The 17,883-nt window shown below is 67.8% G+C and carries 13 protein-coding genes; 4 read left to right on the top strand and 9 right to left on the bottom strand.

Annotated elements, in window-relative coordinates:
* Positions 1–3 precede the first annotated feature (3 nt).
* Positions 4–879, top strand: a complete 876-nt coding sequence (locus tag G3N64_RS17555) for an HlyD family secretion protein (RefSeq protein WP_011351755.1) — start codon at positions 4–6, stop codon at positions 877–879.
* Between the two features lie 21 nt (positions 880–900).
* On the opposite strand, the gene G3N64_RS17550 is transcribed toward G3N64_RS17555, so the two are convergent.
* Positions 901–2,574, bottom strand: a complete 1,674-nt coding sequence (locus G3N64_RS17550) for a methyl-accepting chemotaxis protein (RefSeq protein ID WP_205785069.1) — start codon at positions 2,572–2,574, stop codon at positions 901–903.
* 423 nt (positions 2,575–2,997) lie between these two features.
* On the opposite strand from G3N64_RS17550, the gene G3N64_RS17545 reads away from it, so the two are divergent.
* Positions 2,998–4,236 carry an MFS transporter gene (locus tag G3N64_RS17545; RefSeq protein WP_205785068.1) on the top strand — a complete coding sequence of 413 codons (1,239 nt, stop codon included), beginning with the start codon at positions 2,998–3,000 and terminating at the stop codon, positions 4,234–4,236.
* A 78-nt stretch (positions 4,237–4,314) separates the two neighbouring features.
* Here the strand turns inward: G3N64_RS17545 and G3N64_RS17540 are convergent, their stop codons facing one another.
* Together G3N64_RS17540 and G3N64_RS17535 are read right to left on the bottom strand one after the other, a co-directional pair.
* On the bottom strand, positions 4,315–5,112 hold the full coding sequence (locus tag G3N64_RS17540) for a 5'-methylthioadenosine/adenosylhomocysteine nucleosidase (protein ID WP_205785067.1): 798 nt from the start codon (positions 5,110–5,112) through the stop codon (positions 4,315–4,317).
* Positions 5,109–7,472 (bottom strand): UvrD-helicase domain-containing protein, encoded by a 2,364-nt coding sequence (locus G3N64_RS17535; protein ID WP_205785066.1) that lies wholly within the window; start codon positions 7,470–7,472, stop codon positions 5,109–5,111. Before G3N64_RS17535 ends, G3N64_RS17540 begins: the two co-directional genes overlap by 4 nt.
* Positions 7,473–7,685: 213 nt before the next feature.
* Between G3N64_RS17535 and G3N64_RS17530 the strand changes: the two genes are divergently transcribed.
* Positions 7,686–10,553 carry a valine--tRNA ligase gene (locus tag G3N64_RS17530; protein WP_205785065.1) on the top strand — a complete coding sequence of 956 codons (2,868 nt, stop codon included), beginning with the start codon at positions 7,686–7,688 and terminating at the stop codon, positions 10,551–10,553.
* Between the two features lie 87 nt (positions 10,554–10,640).
* Complete coding sequence (galU, locus tag G3N64_RS17525) at positions 10,641–11,525, top strand: UTP--glucose-1-phosphate uridylyltransferase GalU (protein ID WP_205785064.1); 885 nt, start codon at positions 10,641–10,643, stop codon at positions 11,523–11,525.
* A 52-nt stretch (positions 11,526–11,577) separates the two neighbouring features.
* On the opposite strand, the gene G3N64_RS17520 is transcribed toward galU, so the two are convergent.
* The 6 genes from G3N64_RS17520 to G3N64_RS17495 all read right to left on the bottom strand — a co-directional run bounded on the left by G3N64_RS17520 (position 11,578) and on the right by G3N64_RS17495 (position 17,804).
* Positions 11,578–12,192, bottom strand: a complete 615-nt coding sequence (locus tag G3N64_RS17520; protein WP_205785063.1) for a DUF4136 domain-containing protein — start codon at positions 12,190–12,192, stop codon at positions 11,578–11,580.
* 37 nt (positions 12,193–12,229) lie between these two features.
* Positions 12,230–14,617 carry a CHASE2 domain-containing protein gene (locus G3N64_RS17515; RefSeq protein WP_205785062.1) on the bottom strand — a complete coding sequence of 796 codons (2,388 nt, stop codon included), beginning with the start codon at positions 14,615–14,617 and terminating at the stop codon, positions 12,230–12,232.
* A gap of 10 nt (positions 14,618–14,627) precedes the next feature.
* Positions 14,628–15,989, bottom strand: a complete 1,362-nt coding sequence (locus G3N64_RS17510) for a FecR domain-containing protein (RefSeq protein ID WP_205785061.1) — start codon at positions 15,987–15,989, stop codon at positions 14,628–14,630.
* Positions 15,986–16,690, bottom strand: a complete 705-nt coding sequence (locus tag G3N64_RS17505; RefSeq protein ID WP_006490421.1) for a response regulator transcription factor — start codon at positions 16,688–16,690, stop codon at positions 15,986–15,988. Before G3N64_RS17505 ends, G3N64_RS17510 begins: the two co-directional genes overlap by 4 nt.
* 268 nt (positions 16,691–16,958) lie before the next feature.
* On the bottom strand, positions 16,959–17,381 hold the full coding sequence (locus G3N64_RS17500; protein ID WP_205785060.1) for a peptidase: 423 nt from the start codon (positions 17,379–17,381) through the stop codon (positions 16,959–16,961).
* Between the two features lie 195 nt (positions 17,382–17,576).
* Complete coding sequence (locus tag G3N64_RS17495) at positions 17,577–17,804, bottom strand: sulfurtransferase TusA family protein (RefSeq protein ID WP_006402122.1); 228 nt, start codon at positions 17,802–17,804, stop codon at positions 17,577–17,579.
* Positions 17,805–17,883 lie beyond the last annotated feature (79 nt).

Below are 17,883 nucleotides of genomic sequence, written 5' to 3'. Positions count from 1 at the left end.
ATCATGATTCTCAGAAAACTCTTCGGCTTCGTCGCGACCGCCGTCATTCTTCTCGTCGCGATCCTGATCGGGCGCTCGCTGTGGGTGCACTACATGGACGATCCGTGGACGCGCGACGGGCGCGTGCGCGCCGAGATCGTCAACGTCGCGCCGGACGTGTCGGGCGCGATCGTCGAATTGCCCGTGCATGACAACCAGCTCGTGAAAAAGGGCGACCTGATCATGCAGATCGATCCGTCGCACTACCAGATCGCGGTCGAGCAGGCGCAGGCGGCTGTCGCCGCCCGCCGCGCGGAACTGCAGATGCGCCGCGACGACGCAGCCCGCCGCGCGGATCTCGATGCGCTCGTCGTGTCGAAGGAAAACCGCGAGAACGCCGCGCACAGCGCGTCGAGCGCCGATGCGCAGTACCAGCAGGCGATCGCCGCGCTCGATGCCGCGAAGCTCAACCTCGAGCGCACGCGCGTCGTCGCACCGGTCGACGGCTACATCACGAACCTGCAGACGTTCAAGGGCAACTACGCGGTGGCCGGCCAGGCGAAGCTCGCGATCGTCGACAGCCATTCGTTCTGGGTCTACGGCTACTTCGAGGAAACCAAGCTGCCGCGCGTGAAGATCGGCGCGCCGGCCGAGATGCGGCTGATGAGCGGCGGCGTGATGAAGGGCCACGTCGAAAGCATTTCGCGCGGCATCTACGATCGCGACAACCCGCAAAGCCGCGACCTCGTCGCGGACGTGAACCCGACCTTCAACTGGGTGCGCCTCGCGCAGCGGGTACCGGTGCGCATCAAGATCGACGACGTGCCGGCCGACGTGGTGCTGTCGGCGGGCACGACCTGCACGGTCATCATCGATCCCGACAAGCAGAAGAAGTCGTAACGACCGAACGGCCGGGCGCGCTCAGGCCGCGATGCGAAAGCGCCCGACCAGCGACTTCAACGCCTGCGCCTGCTCGTCGAGCGCGTTCGCCGCGGCGGCCGCCTGCTCGACGAGTGCCGCGTTCTGCTGGGTGCCGGCGTCCATCTGCGTGACCGCGCGGCCGATCTCGTCGATCCCGGCGCTCTGCTCGTCCGATGCGGCGGAAATTTCGCCGATGATGTCGGTCACGCGCTTGACCGCACGCACGACGTCCCCCATCGTGCGGCCCGCATCGTGCGCGAGCGCCGCACCGTTCGCGACGCGTTCGACCGACGCGCCGATCAGCGCGCGGATCTCCTTCGCCGCGGTCGCCGCGCGCTGCGCGAGCAGGCGAACCTCGCCCGCAACCACCGAGAAGCCGCGCCCCTGCTCGCCGGCGCGTGCGGCTTCGACCGCCGCGTTCAACGCGAGAATGTTGGTCTGGAACGCGATCCCCTCGATCGTGCCGATGATGTCGCGGATGTTCTTCGCGCTGTCGTCGATCTCGCTCATCGTCGCCACCACGCGCCCGACGACTTCCCCGCCCGTCTCCGCGACGACCGACGCATTGGCCGCGAGCGCGCTCGCCTGCCGCGCGTTCTCGGCGTTCTGCCGGACGGTCGACGTGAGCTGCTCCATGCTGGCCGCGGTGCGCTCGAGCGCGACGGCCTGCTGCTCGGTGCGCTTCGACAGATCGAGATTGCCGGTGGAGATCTCGCCCGACGCGGCCGCGATCGCCTCGGCGCTGACAGCGATCTCGCCGACGGTCGCCGCGAGCCCCGTCTGCATCTCGGCCAGCGCACGCACCATGCTGTCGCGGTCGTGCCGGCCCAGCTTGATCGGCCGCGTCAGGTCGCCGCGCGCGATGTCCGCGGCGATCGCCTTCGCGTGCGCGGGCTCGCCGCCGAGCTGCGACGCGAGACGGCGCACGACGCGCTCGGCGATCGCGATCGCGAGCACGATCAGCGCGACCGTCATCGCCGCGATCATCGCGAACGACGACGAGAAAATGGTGGCGGACGCATCGAGCGTCGCCTTCGACTTCGCGCCGCGCGTCTTCACGAGTTCGGCGACGAGTTTCTCGAGCTTGCCGGTCTCGACCAGCAGCGACACGTCCTGCGTGCCGACCTGCCAGTTCATCTGCGACAGGTCGAGCGGCTGCGCACGCACGAGCGCGACGAAATCGCGCAGGTGCGCGCTCCACGTGCCGACTGCTGTCGAGAATGCATGCAGCCGCGCCGAATCGTCGACGTCGGCCGGATCCGCGTAGCGCTGCAGCGTGCCGAGCGCCTGACCGATCGACGCGAGCCCCGCGTCCACCTCGGCGCCCAGTTCGTCGCGCTCCTTCGCGGTGGTCGCAGTCAGCAGCATCTTCTGGGCACGGCTCGCGCGCAGCACTTCGGCCCGGACCTCCTCGGCCGCGCGGCTCGCGACGTGGCCCTGCGCGTAGACCGACGCGATCGACGCATTCAGCCGGCTGATCTGCCACAGCGAGAACATGCCGATCGCCAGCGTGCCGGCGAGCAGGATCGCGAATGCGGCGCGCAACGTCGCCTTGACGGTCCATGGCCGGTGCTCGCGACGTGCCGCTCGCAGGCGCCGGGCGGCGCGACCGGCGGCAACGTCCGGCGCGGCGGCGGCCGCACCCGGCTGTGGATGCAAAGATGCTGCTTTCATCGAACTATCCCCGTATTGATCACGCGGCCGGAAAGGTCGGTTCCGGCGGTCCGGCGCTCCGGCATTCCCGCGATGGCTGGCCATGCCGCGCGTCCTGCGCCCGCACGGCGGATAGCCGGTGCCGGGCGCGGTGCGCCTGTTGTCATTGGGTCCTTCTACGGCCGCCACCGCCGTTTCTTGAGTCCGGGAAACCACGCACCGGCCCCGGGCGCGGCCCCCGCTGACGGGCACGCGCGCCGCCAGCGTTATACCCGGTCAAAAAAACGGGCATCGGACGATCCATCGGATGAATGTCCGATTCACGATAAAACTTGTCCGGACATTCTCGATACGCCACATTACACTTCTTTGACGCAGCAACGATTCAAGACGCGCCGATCCCCAGCAGAGCGCGCCCGCCACCTCAACTCGTTCAGCTCTCACATGGAAACCAGCCTCGACACCGGCTCCGCCGGCGCAGCCGCCGCGCAGCCGTCCGCGCCCCCCGTCACCGGCACCGTCTATCCGGTGCTCGGCGCGATCAGCTTCTCGCACATGCTCAACGACATGATCCAGTCGTTGATCCTCGCGATCTATCCGATGCTCAAGAGCCAGTTCGCGCTGTCGTTCGCGCAGATCGGCCTGATCACGCTCACCTACCAGATCACCGCATCGCTGCTGCAGCCGCTCATCGGTCTCTATACCGACAAGCGTCCGAAACCGTACTCGCTGCCGGTCGGCATGGGCTTCACGCTCGCGGGGCTGCTGCTGATGTCGGCCGCGTCGAATTTCCCGATGCTGCTGGTGGCCGCGGCACTCGTCGGCTGCGGCTCGTCGGTGTTCCACCCCGAATCGTCGCGCGTCGCGCGAATGGCGTCGGGCGGCCGCCACGGGCTCGCGCAGTCGGTGTTCCAGGTCGGCGGCAACGCGGGTTCCGCGCTCGGGCCGCTGCTTGCCGCACTCGTGATCATTCCGCACGGCCAGCACAGCATTGCGTGGTTCTCGGCGGCCGCGCTCGTCGCGATGATCGTGCTCACGCAGATCGGCCACTGGTACAAGAAGCATCCGTCGATGAAGAAGAAGGCGGCTGCGGCCGGCCACCCGACGCTGTCGCGCGGCCGCGTGATGGGCGCGATCGGCGTGCTCGTGCTGCTCGTGTTCTCGAAGTACTTCTACCTCGCGAGCATCAACAGCTATTTCACGTTCTACCTGATCGACAAGTTCCACCTGTCGGTGCAGGCCGCGCAGATCCACCTGTTCGTGTTCCTCGCGGCCGTGGCGGCGGGCACGCTGATCGGCGGGCCGGTGGGCGACCGGATCGGCCGCAAGTACGTGATCTGGGTGTCGATCCTCGGCGTCGCGCCGTTCACGCTGCTGCTGCCGTACGCGAACCTGTTCTGGACGAGCGTGCTGACCGTGATCATCGGCGTCGTTCTGGCGTCGGCGTTCGCCGCAATCCTCGTCTACGCGACGGAGCTGATGCCCGGCAAGGTCGGGATGGTCGCGGGCCTGTTCTTCGGCTTCGCGTTCGGCCTCGGCGGTGTCGGCGCGGCCGTGCTCGGCCAGCTCGCCGACGCGACGAGCGTCACGTTCGTCTACAAGGTGTGCTCGTTCCTGCCGCTGATCGGCGTGCTGACGGTGTTCCTGCCGAACCTCGAAAGCAGCCGGCGCAAGAAGGCGTGACGAACCGGCCGCGGCGTACGCGCCGCGCGCGGCCGGTCGACCGGCTCGAATGAAGGAATCGGGAAAACGACGGCGGCTTCAGGCCGCCGTCGTCGCATGCAGCGTCAGGAAACGCTTGAGGATGCCGGACGAATAGCTGCTCGCGATCGCCGACAGGAAGTGCGAGAACGACTGCGTCGCGTGATCGTCGGCCGTATCGGAGATCGTGCGCACGAGCGCGAACGGCACCTCGTGCTCCGCGCACACCTGCGCGATCGCGGCCCCTTCCATTTCGACCGCGAGCGCATCCGGCAGCGCGTCACGCAGCGCGACGACCTCGCGCTCGCTCGACACGAAGCGATCGCCGCTGATGATGAGCCCGGCATGCAGCGCCGCACCGGCCAGGCCGAAGCGCGCGGCGAACTGCGCGCCCTCTTCCGCGACGAATGCCGTGCACGCGGCCCGCAGGCGCGCCGTCAGGGCCGCGTCGGTCGCGAAACGCGTGATGCCGAGCAGCGGCACCTCGTAGCGCGGAAAGAGCGGCGACGCATCGAGATCGTGCTGCAGCAGCGTATCGGCCACGACGACATCGCCGACGCGAACCGAGCGCGACACGCCACCCGCGACGCCGGTGAACACGACGCCCGCCACGCCGAATACGTGGATCAGCGCGCTGACCGTCGCGGCGGCCGCGACCTTGCCGACCCGTGCGAGCGTCACGACGCAGGCCGCGCCGTGCACGGTGCCGACGTGATAATCGCGGCGGCCGAGCGTGACCGTCTTCATCGCGCCGTCGGCGCGCATCGCGGCGATCAGGTCGCCGAGTTCCTCGGGCAACGCGGCCAGAATGCCGAGCGGACGGGGCGAAGCCGTCCCCACCATGCCGATGCCCATCATTCCACCGCCTGCAGCTTCGCGACCGCAAGCGCGAGCCACTTCTCGCCGTGCCGCTTGAATTTCACCTGCGCCTTCGCATCGGTGCCGTTGCCTTCGAGCGCGGTGACCGTGCCTTCGCCGAACTTGGTATGGAACACCTGCTGGCCGACCCGGAAGCCGGCATCGGCCGCGCGCTGCTTGTTCGCGAACGCGGGCAGCGGCGCGGACACGGCGGGGTCGACGATCTGCTCGCGACTGCCGCCGCCGGGCCGCGCGAACCAGTCGCGCCCGTACCCGGCGTTGTCCGACCGACCGCCCCAGCGCGAACCGGCCTCGACCTTCGGCGTCAGCCACTTGAGCACGTGTTCGGGCAGCTCGTCGAAGAAGCGCGAGCGCACGTTGTAGCGTGTCTGGCCGTGCAGCATCCGGCTCTGCGCGAACGACAGGTAGAGCCGCTCCTTCGCGCGCGTGATCGCGACGTACATCAGCCGGCGCTCTTCCTCGAGGCCGTCCGATTCGAGCACGCTGTTCTCGTGCGGGAACAGCCCTTCCTCGAGGCCCGTGATGAACACGGCCGAGAATTCGAGCCCCTTCGCCGCGTGCACCGTCATCAGCTGCACGGCGTCCTGCCCGGCCTGCGCCTGGTTGTCGCCGGCCTCCAGCGACGCATGCGACAGGAAGCCGGCGAGCGGCGTCATCGTGTCGGGGTTCTGTGCCGGGTCGGCGGGCGATACCGGATCGAGGACGTCGACCGCCGGATCGTCCGTCGCGGTGCCGAGCTCGGGCGCCGCGATCGCGCCGGCGCGCAGCGGAATCGAACGGGCCGGCGTGTCGAGCCCGTAGCCTTCCTCGGCGATGAACGCGGTGGCCGCGTTCACGAGTTCCTGCAAGTTCTCGAGACGGTCCTGGCCTTCGCGCTCGCCCTGGTAGAAATCGGCGAGACCGCTGGCGCGCACGATGTGCTCGACGGTGTCGGGCAGGTTCATGTGCTGCGTATCGGCGCGCATCTTCGCGACCAGGTTCGCGAACCCGCCGAGGCTCGTGCCGGCCTTGCCCGTGACGTACGGAATCGCGGCAGCCATCGAGCAGCCGTACAGGCGCGCGGCGTCGGCCAACTGCTCGATCGAGCGCGCGCCGATCCCGCGGGTCGGGAAGTTCACGACGCGCACGAACGCGGTGTCGTCGTTCGGGTTGTCGATCAGGCGCAGGTACGCGAGCGCGTGCTTCACTTCCTGACGTTCGAAGAAGCGCAGGCCGCCGTACACGCGGTACGGGATGCCCGACGACATCAGCGTGTGCTCGATCGAGCGCGACTGCGCGTTGCTGCGGTACAGGACGGCCACTTCGCTGCGCGCCATCCCGGTGTTGATCAGCGAGCGGATCTCCTCGACGATCCAGCCGGCTTCCTGCGAATCGGTGCTCGCCTCGTACACGCGCACGGGCTCGCCGTGGCCCGCGTCGGTGCGCAGGTTCTTGCCGAGGCGGTGCGCGTTGTTCGAGATCAGCTGGTTCGCGGCGTCGAGGATGTTGCCGTGCGACCGGTAGTTCTGCTCGAGCTTGATCAGGTTGCGCACGCGGAATTCGTCTTCGAAGTCGCGCATGTTGCCGACGTTCGCGCCGCGGAACGCGTAGATCGACTGGTCGTCGTCGCCGACCGCGAAGATCGCGTTCTCGCCGCCCGCGAGCATCTTGAGCCACGCGTACTGCAGCTTGTTGGTGTCCTGGAACTCGTCGACGAGGATGTGCCGGAAGCGCGCCTGGTAGTGCGCGCGCAGCGGCGCGTTGTACGCGAGCAATTCGTAGCAGCGCAGCAGCAGCTCGGGGAAATCGACGACGCCCTCGCGCTGGCACTGCTGGTCGTACGCCTGGTACAGCTCGACGAACTTGCGGTTGAAGTTGTCGGTCGCGTCGACCTTGTCGGGGCGCAGCCCCTGCTCCTTCGCGTTGTTGATGAAGTACTGCACGTTCTTCGGCGGGTACTTCTCGTCGTCGACGTTCGCCGCCTTCATCAGCCGCTTGATCGCGGACAGCTGGTCGGCCGTGTCGAGGATCTGGAAGGTCTGCGGCAGGCCGGCGTCGCGCCAGTGCGTGCGCAGCATCCGGTTGCACAGGCCGTGGAACGTGCCGATCCACATCCCGCGCGTGTCGATCGGCATCATCGCCGACAGGCGCGCCATCATCTCGCGCGCGGCCTTGTTCGTGAAGGTCACGGCGAGCACGGTGGGCGGCGACGCGTAGCCCTGCTGGATCAGCCACGCGATGCGGGTGATCAGCACGCGGGTCTTGCCGCTGCCCGCCCCTGCGAGGATCAGCGCCGGTTCGTTCGGCAACGTGACGGCGGCGAGTTGTTCGGGGTTCAGATTGGCGAGCAGGTCGGGCATGGAGCGGCAGCGAACGGGCGAGAAAAATGCGGACCCGACATTATAAGTCGGCCGAGCGATGCCGCTCCCGATCCGTTCGACCGACCGTCGCGAGCGCGTGGCGGCCGCGTCGCGACGGGCCCGCGCGGGCAAGGCGATGGCTGGTCGATGTGCATCCATTTATAATTGTCGGATTCGGCATCCAATTCACGCATTTTTCGGCAGATTTCCAACATGAGCGACAACACGCTTGCGAAGAGTTTCGAGCCCCACACCATCGAGTCCCAATGGGGGCCGGAGTGGGAAAAGCGCGGCTATGCGGCCCCGGCATTCGACCCGGCCCGCCCCGATTTCTCGATCCAGTTGCCGCCGCCGAACGTGACGGGCACGCTGCACATGGGCCACGCGTTCAACCAGACGATCATGGACGGCCTCGCCCGCTACCACCGGATGCTCGGCGAGAACACGCTGTGGGTGCCCGGCACCGACCACGCCGGGATCGCGACCCAGATCGTCGTCGAGCGCCAGCTCGACGCGCAGGGCGTATCGCGCCACGACCTCGGCCGCGAGAAGTTCGTCGAGCGCGTGTGGGAATGGAAGGAAAAATCCGGTTCGACGATCACCGGCCAGGTGCGCCGTCTCGGCGCATCGACCGACTGGTCGCGCGAATACTTCACGATGGACGACAAGATGTCGGCCGCCGTGCGCGACGTGTTCGTCACGCTCCATGAACAGGGCCTGATCTACCGCGGCAAGCGCCTCGTCAACTGGGATCCGGTGCTGCTGACCGCCGTGTCGGACCTCGAAGTGGTGAGCGAAGAGGAAAACGGCCACCTGTGGCACATCCGCTACCCGCTCGTCGACGGCTCCGGCTCGCTGACCGTTGCAACGACGCGTCCGGAAACGATGCTCGGCGACGTCGCGCTGATGGTCCACCCGGAAGACGAGCGCTACGCGCACCTGATCGGCAAGCTCGTCACGCTGCCGCTGACGGGCCGCGAGATCCCGGTGATCGCCGACGACTACGTCGACCGCGAGTTCGGCACGGGCGTCGTGAAGGTCACGCCCGCGCACGACTTCAACGACTACCAGGTCGGCCAGCGCCACAAGCTCGCCCCGATCGAGATCCTGACGCTCGACGCGAAGATCAACGACAACGGCCCCGAGCAGTATCGCGGCCTCGACCGCTTCGACGCGCGCAAGGCGATCGTCGCCGACCTCGACGCAGAGGGCTTCCTGGATTCGGTGAAGCCGCACAAGCTGATGGTGCCGCGCGGCGACCGCACGGGCGTCGTGATCGAGCCGATGCTGACCGACCAGTGGTTCGTCGCGATGACGAAGCCGGCGCCGGAAGGCACGTTCAATCCCGGCAAGTCGATCACGGAAACGTCGCTCGACGTCGTGCGCAGCGGCCAGATCAAGTTCGTCCCGGAAAACTGGACGACCACCTATTACCAGTGGCTCGAGAACATCCAGGACTGGTGCATCTCGCGCCAGCTGTGGTGGGGCCACCAGATTCCCGCGTGGTACGGCGAAAACGGCGAGGTGTTCGTCGCGCGCAACGAGGAAGAAGCGCGCGCGCAGGCTGCCGCGAAAGGTTATGCGGGTGCGCTGAAGCGCGACGAGGACGTGCTCGACACGTGGTTCTCGTCGGCGCTCGTGCCGTTCTCGTCGCTCGGCTGGCCGAACGAAACGCCTGAACTGAAGCACTTCCTGCCGTCGTCCGTGCTCGTCACGGGTTTCGACATCATCTTCTTCTGGGTTGCCCGGATGGTGATGATGACCACGCACTTCACGGGCCAGGTGCCGTTCCACACCGTCTACGTGCACGGCCTCGTGCGCGACGCGGAAGGCCAGAAGATGTCGAAGAGCAAGGGCAACACGCTCGACCCGATCGACATCGTCGACGGCATCGACCTCGACACGCTGGTCGCAAAACGCACGACGGGCCTGATGAACCCGAAGCAGGCCGCGACGATCGAGAAGAAGACGCGCAAGGAATTCCCGGACGGCATCGCTGCGTTCGGCACCGACGCGCTGCGCTTCACGATGGCATCGATGGCGACGCTCGGCCGCAACGTGAACTTCGACCTCGCGCGCTGCGAAGGCTATCGCAACTTCTGCAACAAGCTGTGGAACGCCACGCGCTTCGTGCTGATGAACTGCGAAGGCCACGACTGCGGCAGCGACAAGCCGGAAGTCTGCGGCGCGGGCGATTGCGGCCCGGGCGGCTACCTCGACTTCTCGGCGGCCGACCGCTGGATCGTGTCGCTGCTGCAGCGTACCGAAGCCGACATCGCGAAGGGCTTCGCCGATTACCGCTTCGACAACGTCGCAAGCAGCATCTACAAGTTCGTGTGGGACGAGTACTGCGACTGGTATCTCGAACTCGCGAAGGTGCAGATCCAGAACGGCACGCCGGAACAGCAGCGCGCGACGCGCCGCACGCTGCTGCGCGTGCTCGAGACGGTGCTGCGCCTCGCGCACCCGGTCATCCCGTTCATCACCGAAGCGCTCTGGCAGAAGGTTGCGCCGCTCGCGGGCCGCTATCCGCAAGGCAAGGCCGAAGGCGAAGCGTCGCTGATGACGCAGGCGTACCCGGTCGCGAACCTGCAGAAGATCGACGAGACGTCCGAGCAGTGGGCGGCCGACCTGAAGGCGATCGTCGACGCGTGCCGCAACCTGCGCGGCGAGATGAACCTGTCGCCGGCAACCAAGGTGCCGCTGCTCGCAGCCGGCGATGCCGAGCGCCTGCGCTCGTTCGCGCCGTACGTCCAGGCCCTCGCGCGCCTGTCGGAAGTGCAGATCCTCGCGGACGAAGCGACGCTCGACAAGGAAGCGCACGGCGCGCCGATCGCGATCGTCGGGCCGAACAAGCTGGTGCTGAAGGTCGAGATCGACGTTGCGGCCGAACGCGAGCGCCTGTCGAAGGAAATCGCGCGCCTGACGGGCGAAATCGCGAAGTGCAACGCGAAGCTCGGCAACGAGGCATTCGTCGCGAAGGCCCCGCCGGCCGTGGTCGAACAGGAGCAGAAGCGCGTCGCGGAATTCCAGAGCACGCTCGAGAAACTGCGCGCGCAGCTCGATCGGTTGCCTGCGTAACAAAGGGTAAGGTCATTTGCGTTCACTATAATGCGAACGTGAACATAGACCGTCTGACAAGTCGATTACAGGAATAAAGGTTCGATCATGTTGAAAGTTACCAAGGCAGTGTTCCCCGTGGCCGGTCTCGGCACGCGGTTCCTCCCGGCAACGAAAGCGAGCCCGAAGGAGATGCTGCCGGTCGTCGACAAGCCGCTGATCCAGTACGCAGTCGAGGAAGCGATCGCCGCCGGCATTACCGAGATGATCTTCGTCACCGGGCGCAGCAAGCGCGCGATCGAGGATCACTTCGACAAGTCGTACGAGGTCGAAGCCGAACTCGAGGCGCGCGGCAAGGAAAAGCTGCTCGAGCTCGTGCGCAGCATCAAGCCGAGCCATGTCGACTGCTTCTACGTGCGCCAGCCGGAAGCGCTCGGCCTCGGTCATGCGGTGCTGTGCGCGGAAAAGCTCGTGGCCGACAACCCGTTCGCGGTGATCCTCGCCGACGACCTGCTCGACGGCAACCCGCCCGTGATGAAGCAGATGGTCGACGTGTTCGACCACTATCACAGCTCGGTGATCGGCGTCGAAGAGATCCCGCCGTCGGAGACGAAGTCGTACGGGATCGTCGACGGCAAGGAGTGGGAGGAGTCGATCGTCAAGATGTCGGCGATCGTCGAAAAGCCGGCGCCGGAAGTCGCGCCGTCGAACCTCGGCGTGGTCGGCCGCTACATCCTGAAGCCGCGGATCTTCCAGCACCTGCGCGCGCTGAAGCCCGGCGCGGGCGGCGAGCTGCAGCTCACCGACGCGATCCAGGCACTGCTCGCCGACGAACAGGTGCTCGCCTACAAGTACCAGGGCACGCGCTACGACTGCGGCAGCAAGCTCGGCTACCTGAAGGCGACGGTCGAATTCGCGCTGCGCCATGCGGAAGTCGGCGCGGAATTCGACGCATACCTGCGCGCGCGCGGCAACGCACGCCCGGCCGAGTAAACGCGGCAAGGGCTCGCTCCGGCGTGCCCGCCCTCACCTCACCGGCCGCCGCTCAGCGCGCTTCGGCCGGCTTCACCGAGACGACGCCCGGCATCCCGCCCGCGTCGTCTTTTTTCGTCTTGACGAGCCAGCCGCCGCCGTCGCCGAACGGCACCTTCGCGAGCGCACTCTTCACGAGCGCCGGTGCGGCCTGCTGCGTGCCGGGGTCGCGATCGCGCAGCGCGGCCGATACGCGGTAGACGTCGGCGCCCGATTTCGCGTCGACGAAACGCAGCGTCAGCACATGGCGATACACGCGGCCCATGAACGGCAGCGCGAACGGCGCCGGCCCGTCGACCGTCACGCATGCGCTGCTCGCGGCACCGCAGCCGTCGGCGCTCGCCGCCACCGAGGCCGGCTGCGTCGCGTACGCGATCGACAGCCGGTAGCGCGCGGCCGCGAGCGGCTTCGCGTCGAAGCCGCGGTGCGCGAGTTCGTCGCGCACGAGCGTCTCGATCTGCCGGTATTCGGCATCGTCGGCCTGCGCGGCCGTCCGAACGAAATCGTAGCCCTGCGCGTCGGATGCGAACGCGTTCGGCTGCCCGACCGCACTGACGCCGCTCGTCACGCCGGCGCAACCCGTCAACAGCGACGCCGCCAGTGCGGTCGCTGCCCATTCCTTTCTCATGGCTTTCCCCAAATACCTGCCGTCGTGCCCGGCCCTGTCAGGCGGACGGCTCGTCGATCGCAGGCAGCGACACCGTCACCGCAGTGCCGACACCCACCTCGCTGTCGACCGACACGCTGCCCCCATGGCGCGTGACGACCGTCTTCACGAATGCCATGCCGAGCCCGGAACCCGAGATTTCGGGCCGCTCGCCGGCATGGAACCGCTTGAAACGCTCGAACAGATGCCGCTGATCCTCCGGCGCAATGCCGTATCCCTGATCGCGAATCGTACAGAACAACCGTTTCGACGCGTGCTCGACCGCCAGCGTACACGTGATCACGGTATCGGACGGACTGTATTTGACTGCATTGTTCAACAGGTTCACGAACGCGCGCGTGATCAGCGAGCGATCCGCGCGCACCCAGCACATGCCGGTGCCGACGTCGGTGTCGACACGAATGTGCTTCGCCTGCGCCTGCGGCCACACCTCGTCGCTCGCATCGATCAGCACGTCGACGAGGCTCGTCACCTCGAGCTGGTACACCTGCGACTCCGCGCGCGCCAGCTGCACGAACTCGTCGGCCAGCGACAGCGCGCGGTGCGCGTAGCGCTCGATCCGCGCGAGCAGCCCGCGCATCGCGTCGGTCTCGGCGCGGTCGCGCTCGATCTCGACGAGCGCGAGAATCGACGACTGCGGGGAGCGCATGTCGTGCGACAGCAGGTGCAGCGCTTCCTCGCGCTGCCGCTCGGCCGCGTGCAATTCGGTCACGTCGACGAGGCCGGCGATCCAGCCCGTCACGCGGCCCTGCGCGTTCGTGCAAGCCGCGTAGCGTAGCAGATGGTCGAGCCCGTCGCGATCGCGCACCTCGATGCCGCGCGCCATCGCGTCGTGTTCGGCCTCGAGCGTCGGGTCGAGCACCGCCGGCCAGTGTTCGCGGATCGCTACATCGTGTTCGGCATTGCCGTCGACGGTCTTCATGAAGGTCAGCTCGCCGAGCGCGGTGCGCAGCGGCCGCCCTTCCGGCAGCGGCAGCGACAGGCGCGACCCGTAGCGCTTGGCCGCATGGTTCGCGATCAGCACGGTGCCGGCCAGGTCGGTCACGAAGATCGGCTCGGGCATGCTGTCGAGGCTGTCCCACACGAAGCGTTTCATGTCCTGCACGCGCTGCGCGGCTTGCGCCATCAGCGCCATCTGCCGCTCGAGCACGTCGCCGCCGACGCTGCGCGTGCGCGGCGCCTCGGGCAGCAGGTGCGGCTCGTCGGCGAGCCGCTGCAGCTCGCGGCGCAGGTACGACATCGTCATTTCCAGGCGCCGCCAGTTCCAGATCGGGTAGACGGCGATCAGCCCGAAGATCGCGGGGGCCGGCGACAGCCAGATGCGCGCCTCGAACAGCAGCGCCAGGCTCGCGACGACAGCGAGCACGGCCAGGCTCAGCGTCAGCAGCAGCGCACGCCACGGCGACAGCATCAGGAAGCCGCCCAGCAGCACGGCGAGCGGCAGCAGCGACGCGACGAACAGCCCGGCGCGCGACACGGGCGAGATCGCACTGCCGGTCGCCAGCATGTCGAGCACGTTGGCATGGATATACACGCCGGCAAGCGGCCCGAACTCGCCGGACACGGGCGTCGCGAAGCGGTCGTACAGGCCCGATGCCGTCACGCCCACGACGACGATCTTGCCGCGCAGCGCGTCGGGCTTCACGCGCCCTTCGAGCACGTCGTCGAACGACAGCGTCGGGTATGCGGGCGTGCTGCGGCTGAACGGGATCAGGTAGCGCCCCTCACCCGCCGCGTCGCGCGACAGGTCGTGCGCATGCGCGCCGGGTGCGCCGCCGACCGGATGCAGCCGGCCGCCCTGGATCGCGCGATACACGGGCACCATCAGTTGCGGCCAGCGCACGCGGCCGTCGCTTTCGAACAGCGCGACACTGCGGACGATGCCGTCGCGGTCGACTTCGAGGTTGATGTGGCCGAGCCCGACCGCACGCGCCGCGAGCGCGGCCACCGGCGGATCGACCGCGCGCGTGCCGTCCGCCTGCTCGGGGCTCAGCAGCACGGGCAGGAAGGTCGGCACGCGGCTCATCGCGTCCGCGAACGCGCGATCTTCCGGCGACGGTTCGGTAAACAGCACGTCGTAGACGACGGCGGCCGGCTGCGCGCGCGCCAGCGTGTCGAGCAGCCGCGCATGCACGTCGCGCGACCACGGCCATCGGCCGAGCGCGGACACGCTCTGGTTGTCGATGTCGACGACGACCACGTCGGGCGCCAGCGGCAGGCTGCGCAGCATCAGCAGCCGGTCGTAGATCAGGCCGTCGACGCTCGACGACAGGCGGCCGAGCGCGCACGCGAGAATCACGGTGATCCCGAGGCAGCCGATCGCGATCCATTCGATCAGGAAGCGGCGGCCGAGGCGCCGCCGCGGGGAAACGGTGTCGGGTTTCATGCGCCGCGGATCAGCGCGACAGCGTGAACGCGCTGACCGGACTGGTCTTCTCGTAGAACTTGCCGCCTTCGAACTCCTCGACGGTCACGGCCCAGAAATAGTCGCCCGGCGGCAGGTGCGCGACGGTGATCTGACGCGCCTTCAAGCCGACCTGGTCGACGACCGGCGCGCTCAGGTCCTTCGAGCGCGACAGCACGAACCGGTAGCGCGCATCCTTGCCCGCACCGTTCGGCGACCAGCGGAACTCGTAGCCGCCGGCACCCGGCGACGCGCTCGCGTCGAGCCCCATCACGCGGCGCTCGAACGCGTACGTGCGGGGCCGGCCCTCAAGGCCGTTCGCATCGATCGCGGCGACCCGCACGAAGTAGTTCCCGTTCGGCACGTCGCGGAAGACCGCGCGCGGCGAATCGGTACGCGTTTCGCGGAACAGGTCGAGCAGCCCCGCATCGTGCGCGAGCTGCACGCGGTATGCATGCGCCTGTGCGAGCGGTGCGACGTCGAACGCGACGTCGGGCTCGTCCTGCACCTTGTCGGGATGCGCGAGCGCCGGCGCGGGCAGCAGCTCGACGGGCGCGCCGACCGCGCCGGACGACGTCGCGACACTACCGAAATTCGCATGCACGAGCGTCGGGTCGGCCGGCTGCCGGCCGCCCGCGACACCGACCGTGCCGTCGAGCACTTCGACGCGCGTCGACGCATTGCCGGCCGCGTCGTAATTCACGCGAAAACGCGTGCCGCGCACGCCGGCCACGACCGACGGCGAACGGATCTGGAAGCGGTCGTCGCGTTTCTTCAGATGGGTGACCTCGCTGTCGACCGAGCCGCGCGTGAGTTCGAACTCACGATCGAGCGTGCCGGTCAGCACCGTGCGGCGCAGCGCCTTCAGGTCGAGCTGGCTGTCGGGGGGCAGGCTCATGTGCGTGCCGTCAGCGAGCTCGAGCGTCACGAAGCCGTTCGGGCCCGTGCGCACGCGATCGCCCTCGGCGAGCGTCGCATCGTTCGCGAGCGGCGCGTAAGCGTCGCCGGACGCGCGTTCGGCCGTGCCCTGCACCGCGACGACGCGCGCGGTCAGCTTTTCCTTGCGCAGACGCGCCACCGGCAGCTTCAGCGCGATGCCGGGCTGCAGGTGCTTCGGCGCGGGCACGCCGTTGATCTGCTGAAGCAGTTGCCAGTCGTCCGCGCCCTGCAGGTAGCGCGCGGCGACGTCGTACAGCGTGTCGCCCGCCTGCGTGCGGTAGACGATCATCTTGCCCGCGGCAGCCGGCGGCTGCGCGGCCGCATGCTGCGCGGCGAACGCAAACGCCACCGCGCAGGACACGCGCAGCGCCGCCGTGCGCAGATTCGCCGTGCGCTGCGTGATTCCCGCGGTCACTCCGGTTCTCCCTGGCCGACCCGCTCGAGCCGGTAACCGTAGCCGTAGATCGGCGCGAGGCGATAGCCGTTTTCGGGCCGCAGGCCGAGCTTGGTGCGCAGCATCGAAATGTGCGTATCCATCGTGCGCGACGGGATGTCGGTCGCCTGCTTCCACACGAGATCGAGAATGTGCGCGCGCGACAGCGGCCGGTCGAGATGCTGGAACAGCAGCAGCGCGAGCTCGAATTCCTTCTGCGTGAGGCTCACGGCCTTGTCGCCGACGTACGCCTGCTTCAGGTTCACGTCGAAACGGAACTGATCGAATTCGCGAACGGTGGCCTCGGCGTTGACCGGATACGCGCGGCGCAGCAGCGAACCGATGCGCGCGCGCAGGATCGGGCCCGACACGGGCTTGACCACGTAATCGTCGGCGCCGGCGTTGAGGATCTGCGTGATCCCCGCCTCGTCGTCGCGGCTCGTCATGAAGATGATCGGCAGGCTGTGCTCGGTCTGATTGGCACGCACCCACTTCAGCACTTCCTCGCCGGACATGTCGGGCACGTTCCAGTCGAGCACCAGCAGATCGAACGTCTCGCGCTGCAGACGCTTCTTCAGGGCCTTGCCTTCCTTGAACGCATAGCACGTATGGCCAACGGCCGTCAGCGTTTGACTGACGAAATCCGTCTGGGCCGGATCGTCATCCAGTACAGCAATTCTCATAGCACCCCGCAAATCGAAATCGATTCGTCCAGTTCGGCTCCCCGCCCTCACCCTGCCGCGCAGCACGCGCGCGGCTTCCGGATACCGGCCGGCGAGCCGTCGTTCGCCGCTCGCGCCACCTGCGCAAACCGGCGACCCCGGCTAAATATCTCAAAAACGGGGCACGGACGAACCGGCGATTTCATCATAGTAGTATGAAATTCGCCAATAAATTGCGCGGACTACCGTCTTTTCTTCGAATAATCCTTCCCGCCGCGCATTCGAGCGCCTAATCGACGCCCGCGATACCGGTCACCGGCTCGGCGACATCGTCGGCCGACACCCACCGCGACAGCGGTTCCGGACGCGCCGGTTGTACGAGCATCCGCTGCAGCTGAGCACGCACGCGCTCCCACGAAGTAGCCGCGTAGTCCGGCTGGCTCGCCGCCCACGCCTGCGCCAGATCGAACACACGCTCGATCGTCGCACCGCAGTAGGTCAGGCCCGAGCCGTCGTGCTGCGCGGCATCGCGCAGCCGTTCGTCGAGCCACTCGGCCAGCCACGGCATCTCGGCCGCGGCCGAATCCGCGTAGGCCTCCAGCGCGGCACGCGCGTGGCGATCCTGTTGCGGGTCGAGCTCGATACGGCTCAGCCCCGATACGCTGCGTTCCGCTCCGGACGGACTTCGAATGGTCCCTGGTCTGAAGGACATGTCCTCTCCCCGTTGTACGACGGTAGCGTCAGGCATGGCCCCCGTGCCCGCCATAAGACGTACCGTGGCCGGCGCATCCGCTGGGAGCGGACGACCGGCCGGGTCAGTATACGCAGCCGGTCGTGAAGCGAGGTTTAAGAATTGTCAGAGAAGCGCCGCCGGTATCAGGGGCGGCCAGCACCGTGATGCGGGCCGTCAGCGGCGGCGCATCAGGAACACGAAAGTCTTGTCCTGCGTCGTCGATTCGACGATCTCGTTGCCCGTCTGCTTCGCGAACGCGGCGAAATCGCGCTGCGAGCCCGGATCGGTCGCGAGCACCTTGAGGATTTGCCCGCTTTCCATATCGGCGAGCGCTTTCTTGGCGCGCAGGATCGGCAACGGGCAATTGAGCCCGCGCGCGTCCACTTCCTTGTGAATCTGCATCGGCTGTCGACCTTCGAATGACGCGCCATCCAAGGCGCGGAAAGAAGCGGGGATTTTACCGCAGCGCCGCCGCCCGTGC

Source organism: Burkholderia sp. Ac-20344 (genome assembly GCF_017104975.1).
In the GTDB taxonomy this organism is placed as follows: Bacteria; Pseudomonadota; Gammaproteobacteria; order Burkholderiales; family Burkholderiaceae; genus Burkholderia.
Note: the sequence above shows the minus strand (reverse complement) of the source record. Positions and strands in the feature narration are given on the sequence as shown.

What these genes read in the sequence shown, in the direction of transcription:
- galU (WP_205785064.1), top strand. Translation starts at nt 10,641, where the DNA reads ATGTTGAAAGTTACCAAGGCAGTGTTCCCCGTGGCCGGTCTCGGCACG.
- G3N64_RS17555 (WP_011351755.1), top strand. Translation starts at nt 4, where the DNA reads ATGATTCTCAGAAAACTCTTCGGCTTCGTCGCGACCGCCGTCATTCTT.
- G3N64_RS17530 (WP_205785065.1), top strand. Translation starts at nt 7,686, where the DNA reads ATGAGCGACAACACGCTTGCGAAGAGTTTCGAGCCCCACACCATCGAG.
- G3N64_RS17500 (WP_205785060.1), bottom strand. Translation starts at nt 17,381, where the DNA reads ATGTCCTTCAGACCAGGGACCATTCGAAGTCCGTCCGGAGCGGAACGC.
- G3N64_RS17495 (WP_006402122.1), bottom strand. Translation starts at nt 17,804, where the DNA reads ATGCAGATTCACAAGGAAGTGGACGCGCGCGGGCTCAATTGCCCGTTG.
- G3N64_RS17535 (WP_205785066.1), bottom strand. Translation starts at nt 7,472, where the DNA reads ATGCCCGACCTGCTCGCCAATCTGAACCCCGAACAACTCGCCGCCGTC.
- G3N64_RS17550 (WP_205785069.1), bottom strand. Translation starts at nt 2,574, where the DNA reads ATGAAAGCAGCATCTTTGCATCCACAGCCGGGTGCGGCCGCCGCCGCG.
- G3N64_RS17540 (WP_205785067.1), bottom strand. Translation starts at nt 5,112, where the DNA reads ATGATGGGCATCGGCATGGTGGGGACGGCTTCGCCCCGTCCGCTCGGC.
- G3N64_RS17520 (WP_205785063.1), bottom strand. Translation starts at nt 12,192, where the DNA reads ATGAGAAAGGAATGGGCAGCGACCGCACTGGCGGCGTCGCTGTTGACG.
- G3N64_RS17545 (WP_205785068.1), top strand. Translation starts at nt 2,998, where the DNA reads ATGGAAACCAGCCTCGACACCGGCTCCGCCGGCGCAGCCGCCGCGCAG.
- G3N64_RS17505 (WP_006490421.1), bottom strand. Translation starts at nt 16,690, where the DNA reads ATGAGAATTGCTGTACTGGATGACGATCCGGCCCAGACGGATTTCGTC.
- G3N64_RS17515 (WP_205785062.1), bottom strand. Translation starts at nt 14,617, where the DNA reads ATGAAACCCGACACCGTTTCCCCGCGGCGGCGCCTCGGCCGCCGCTTC.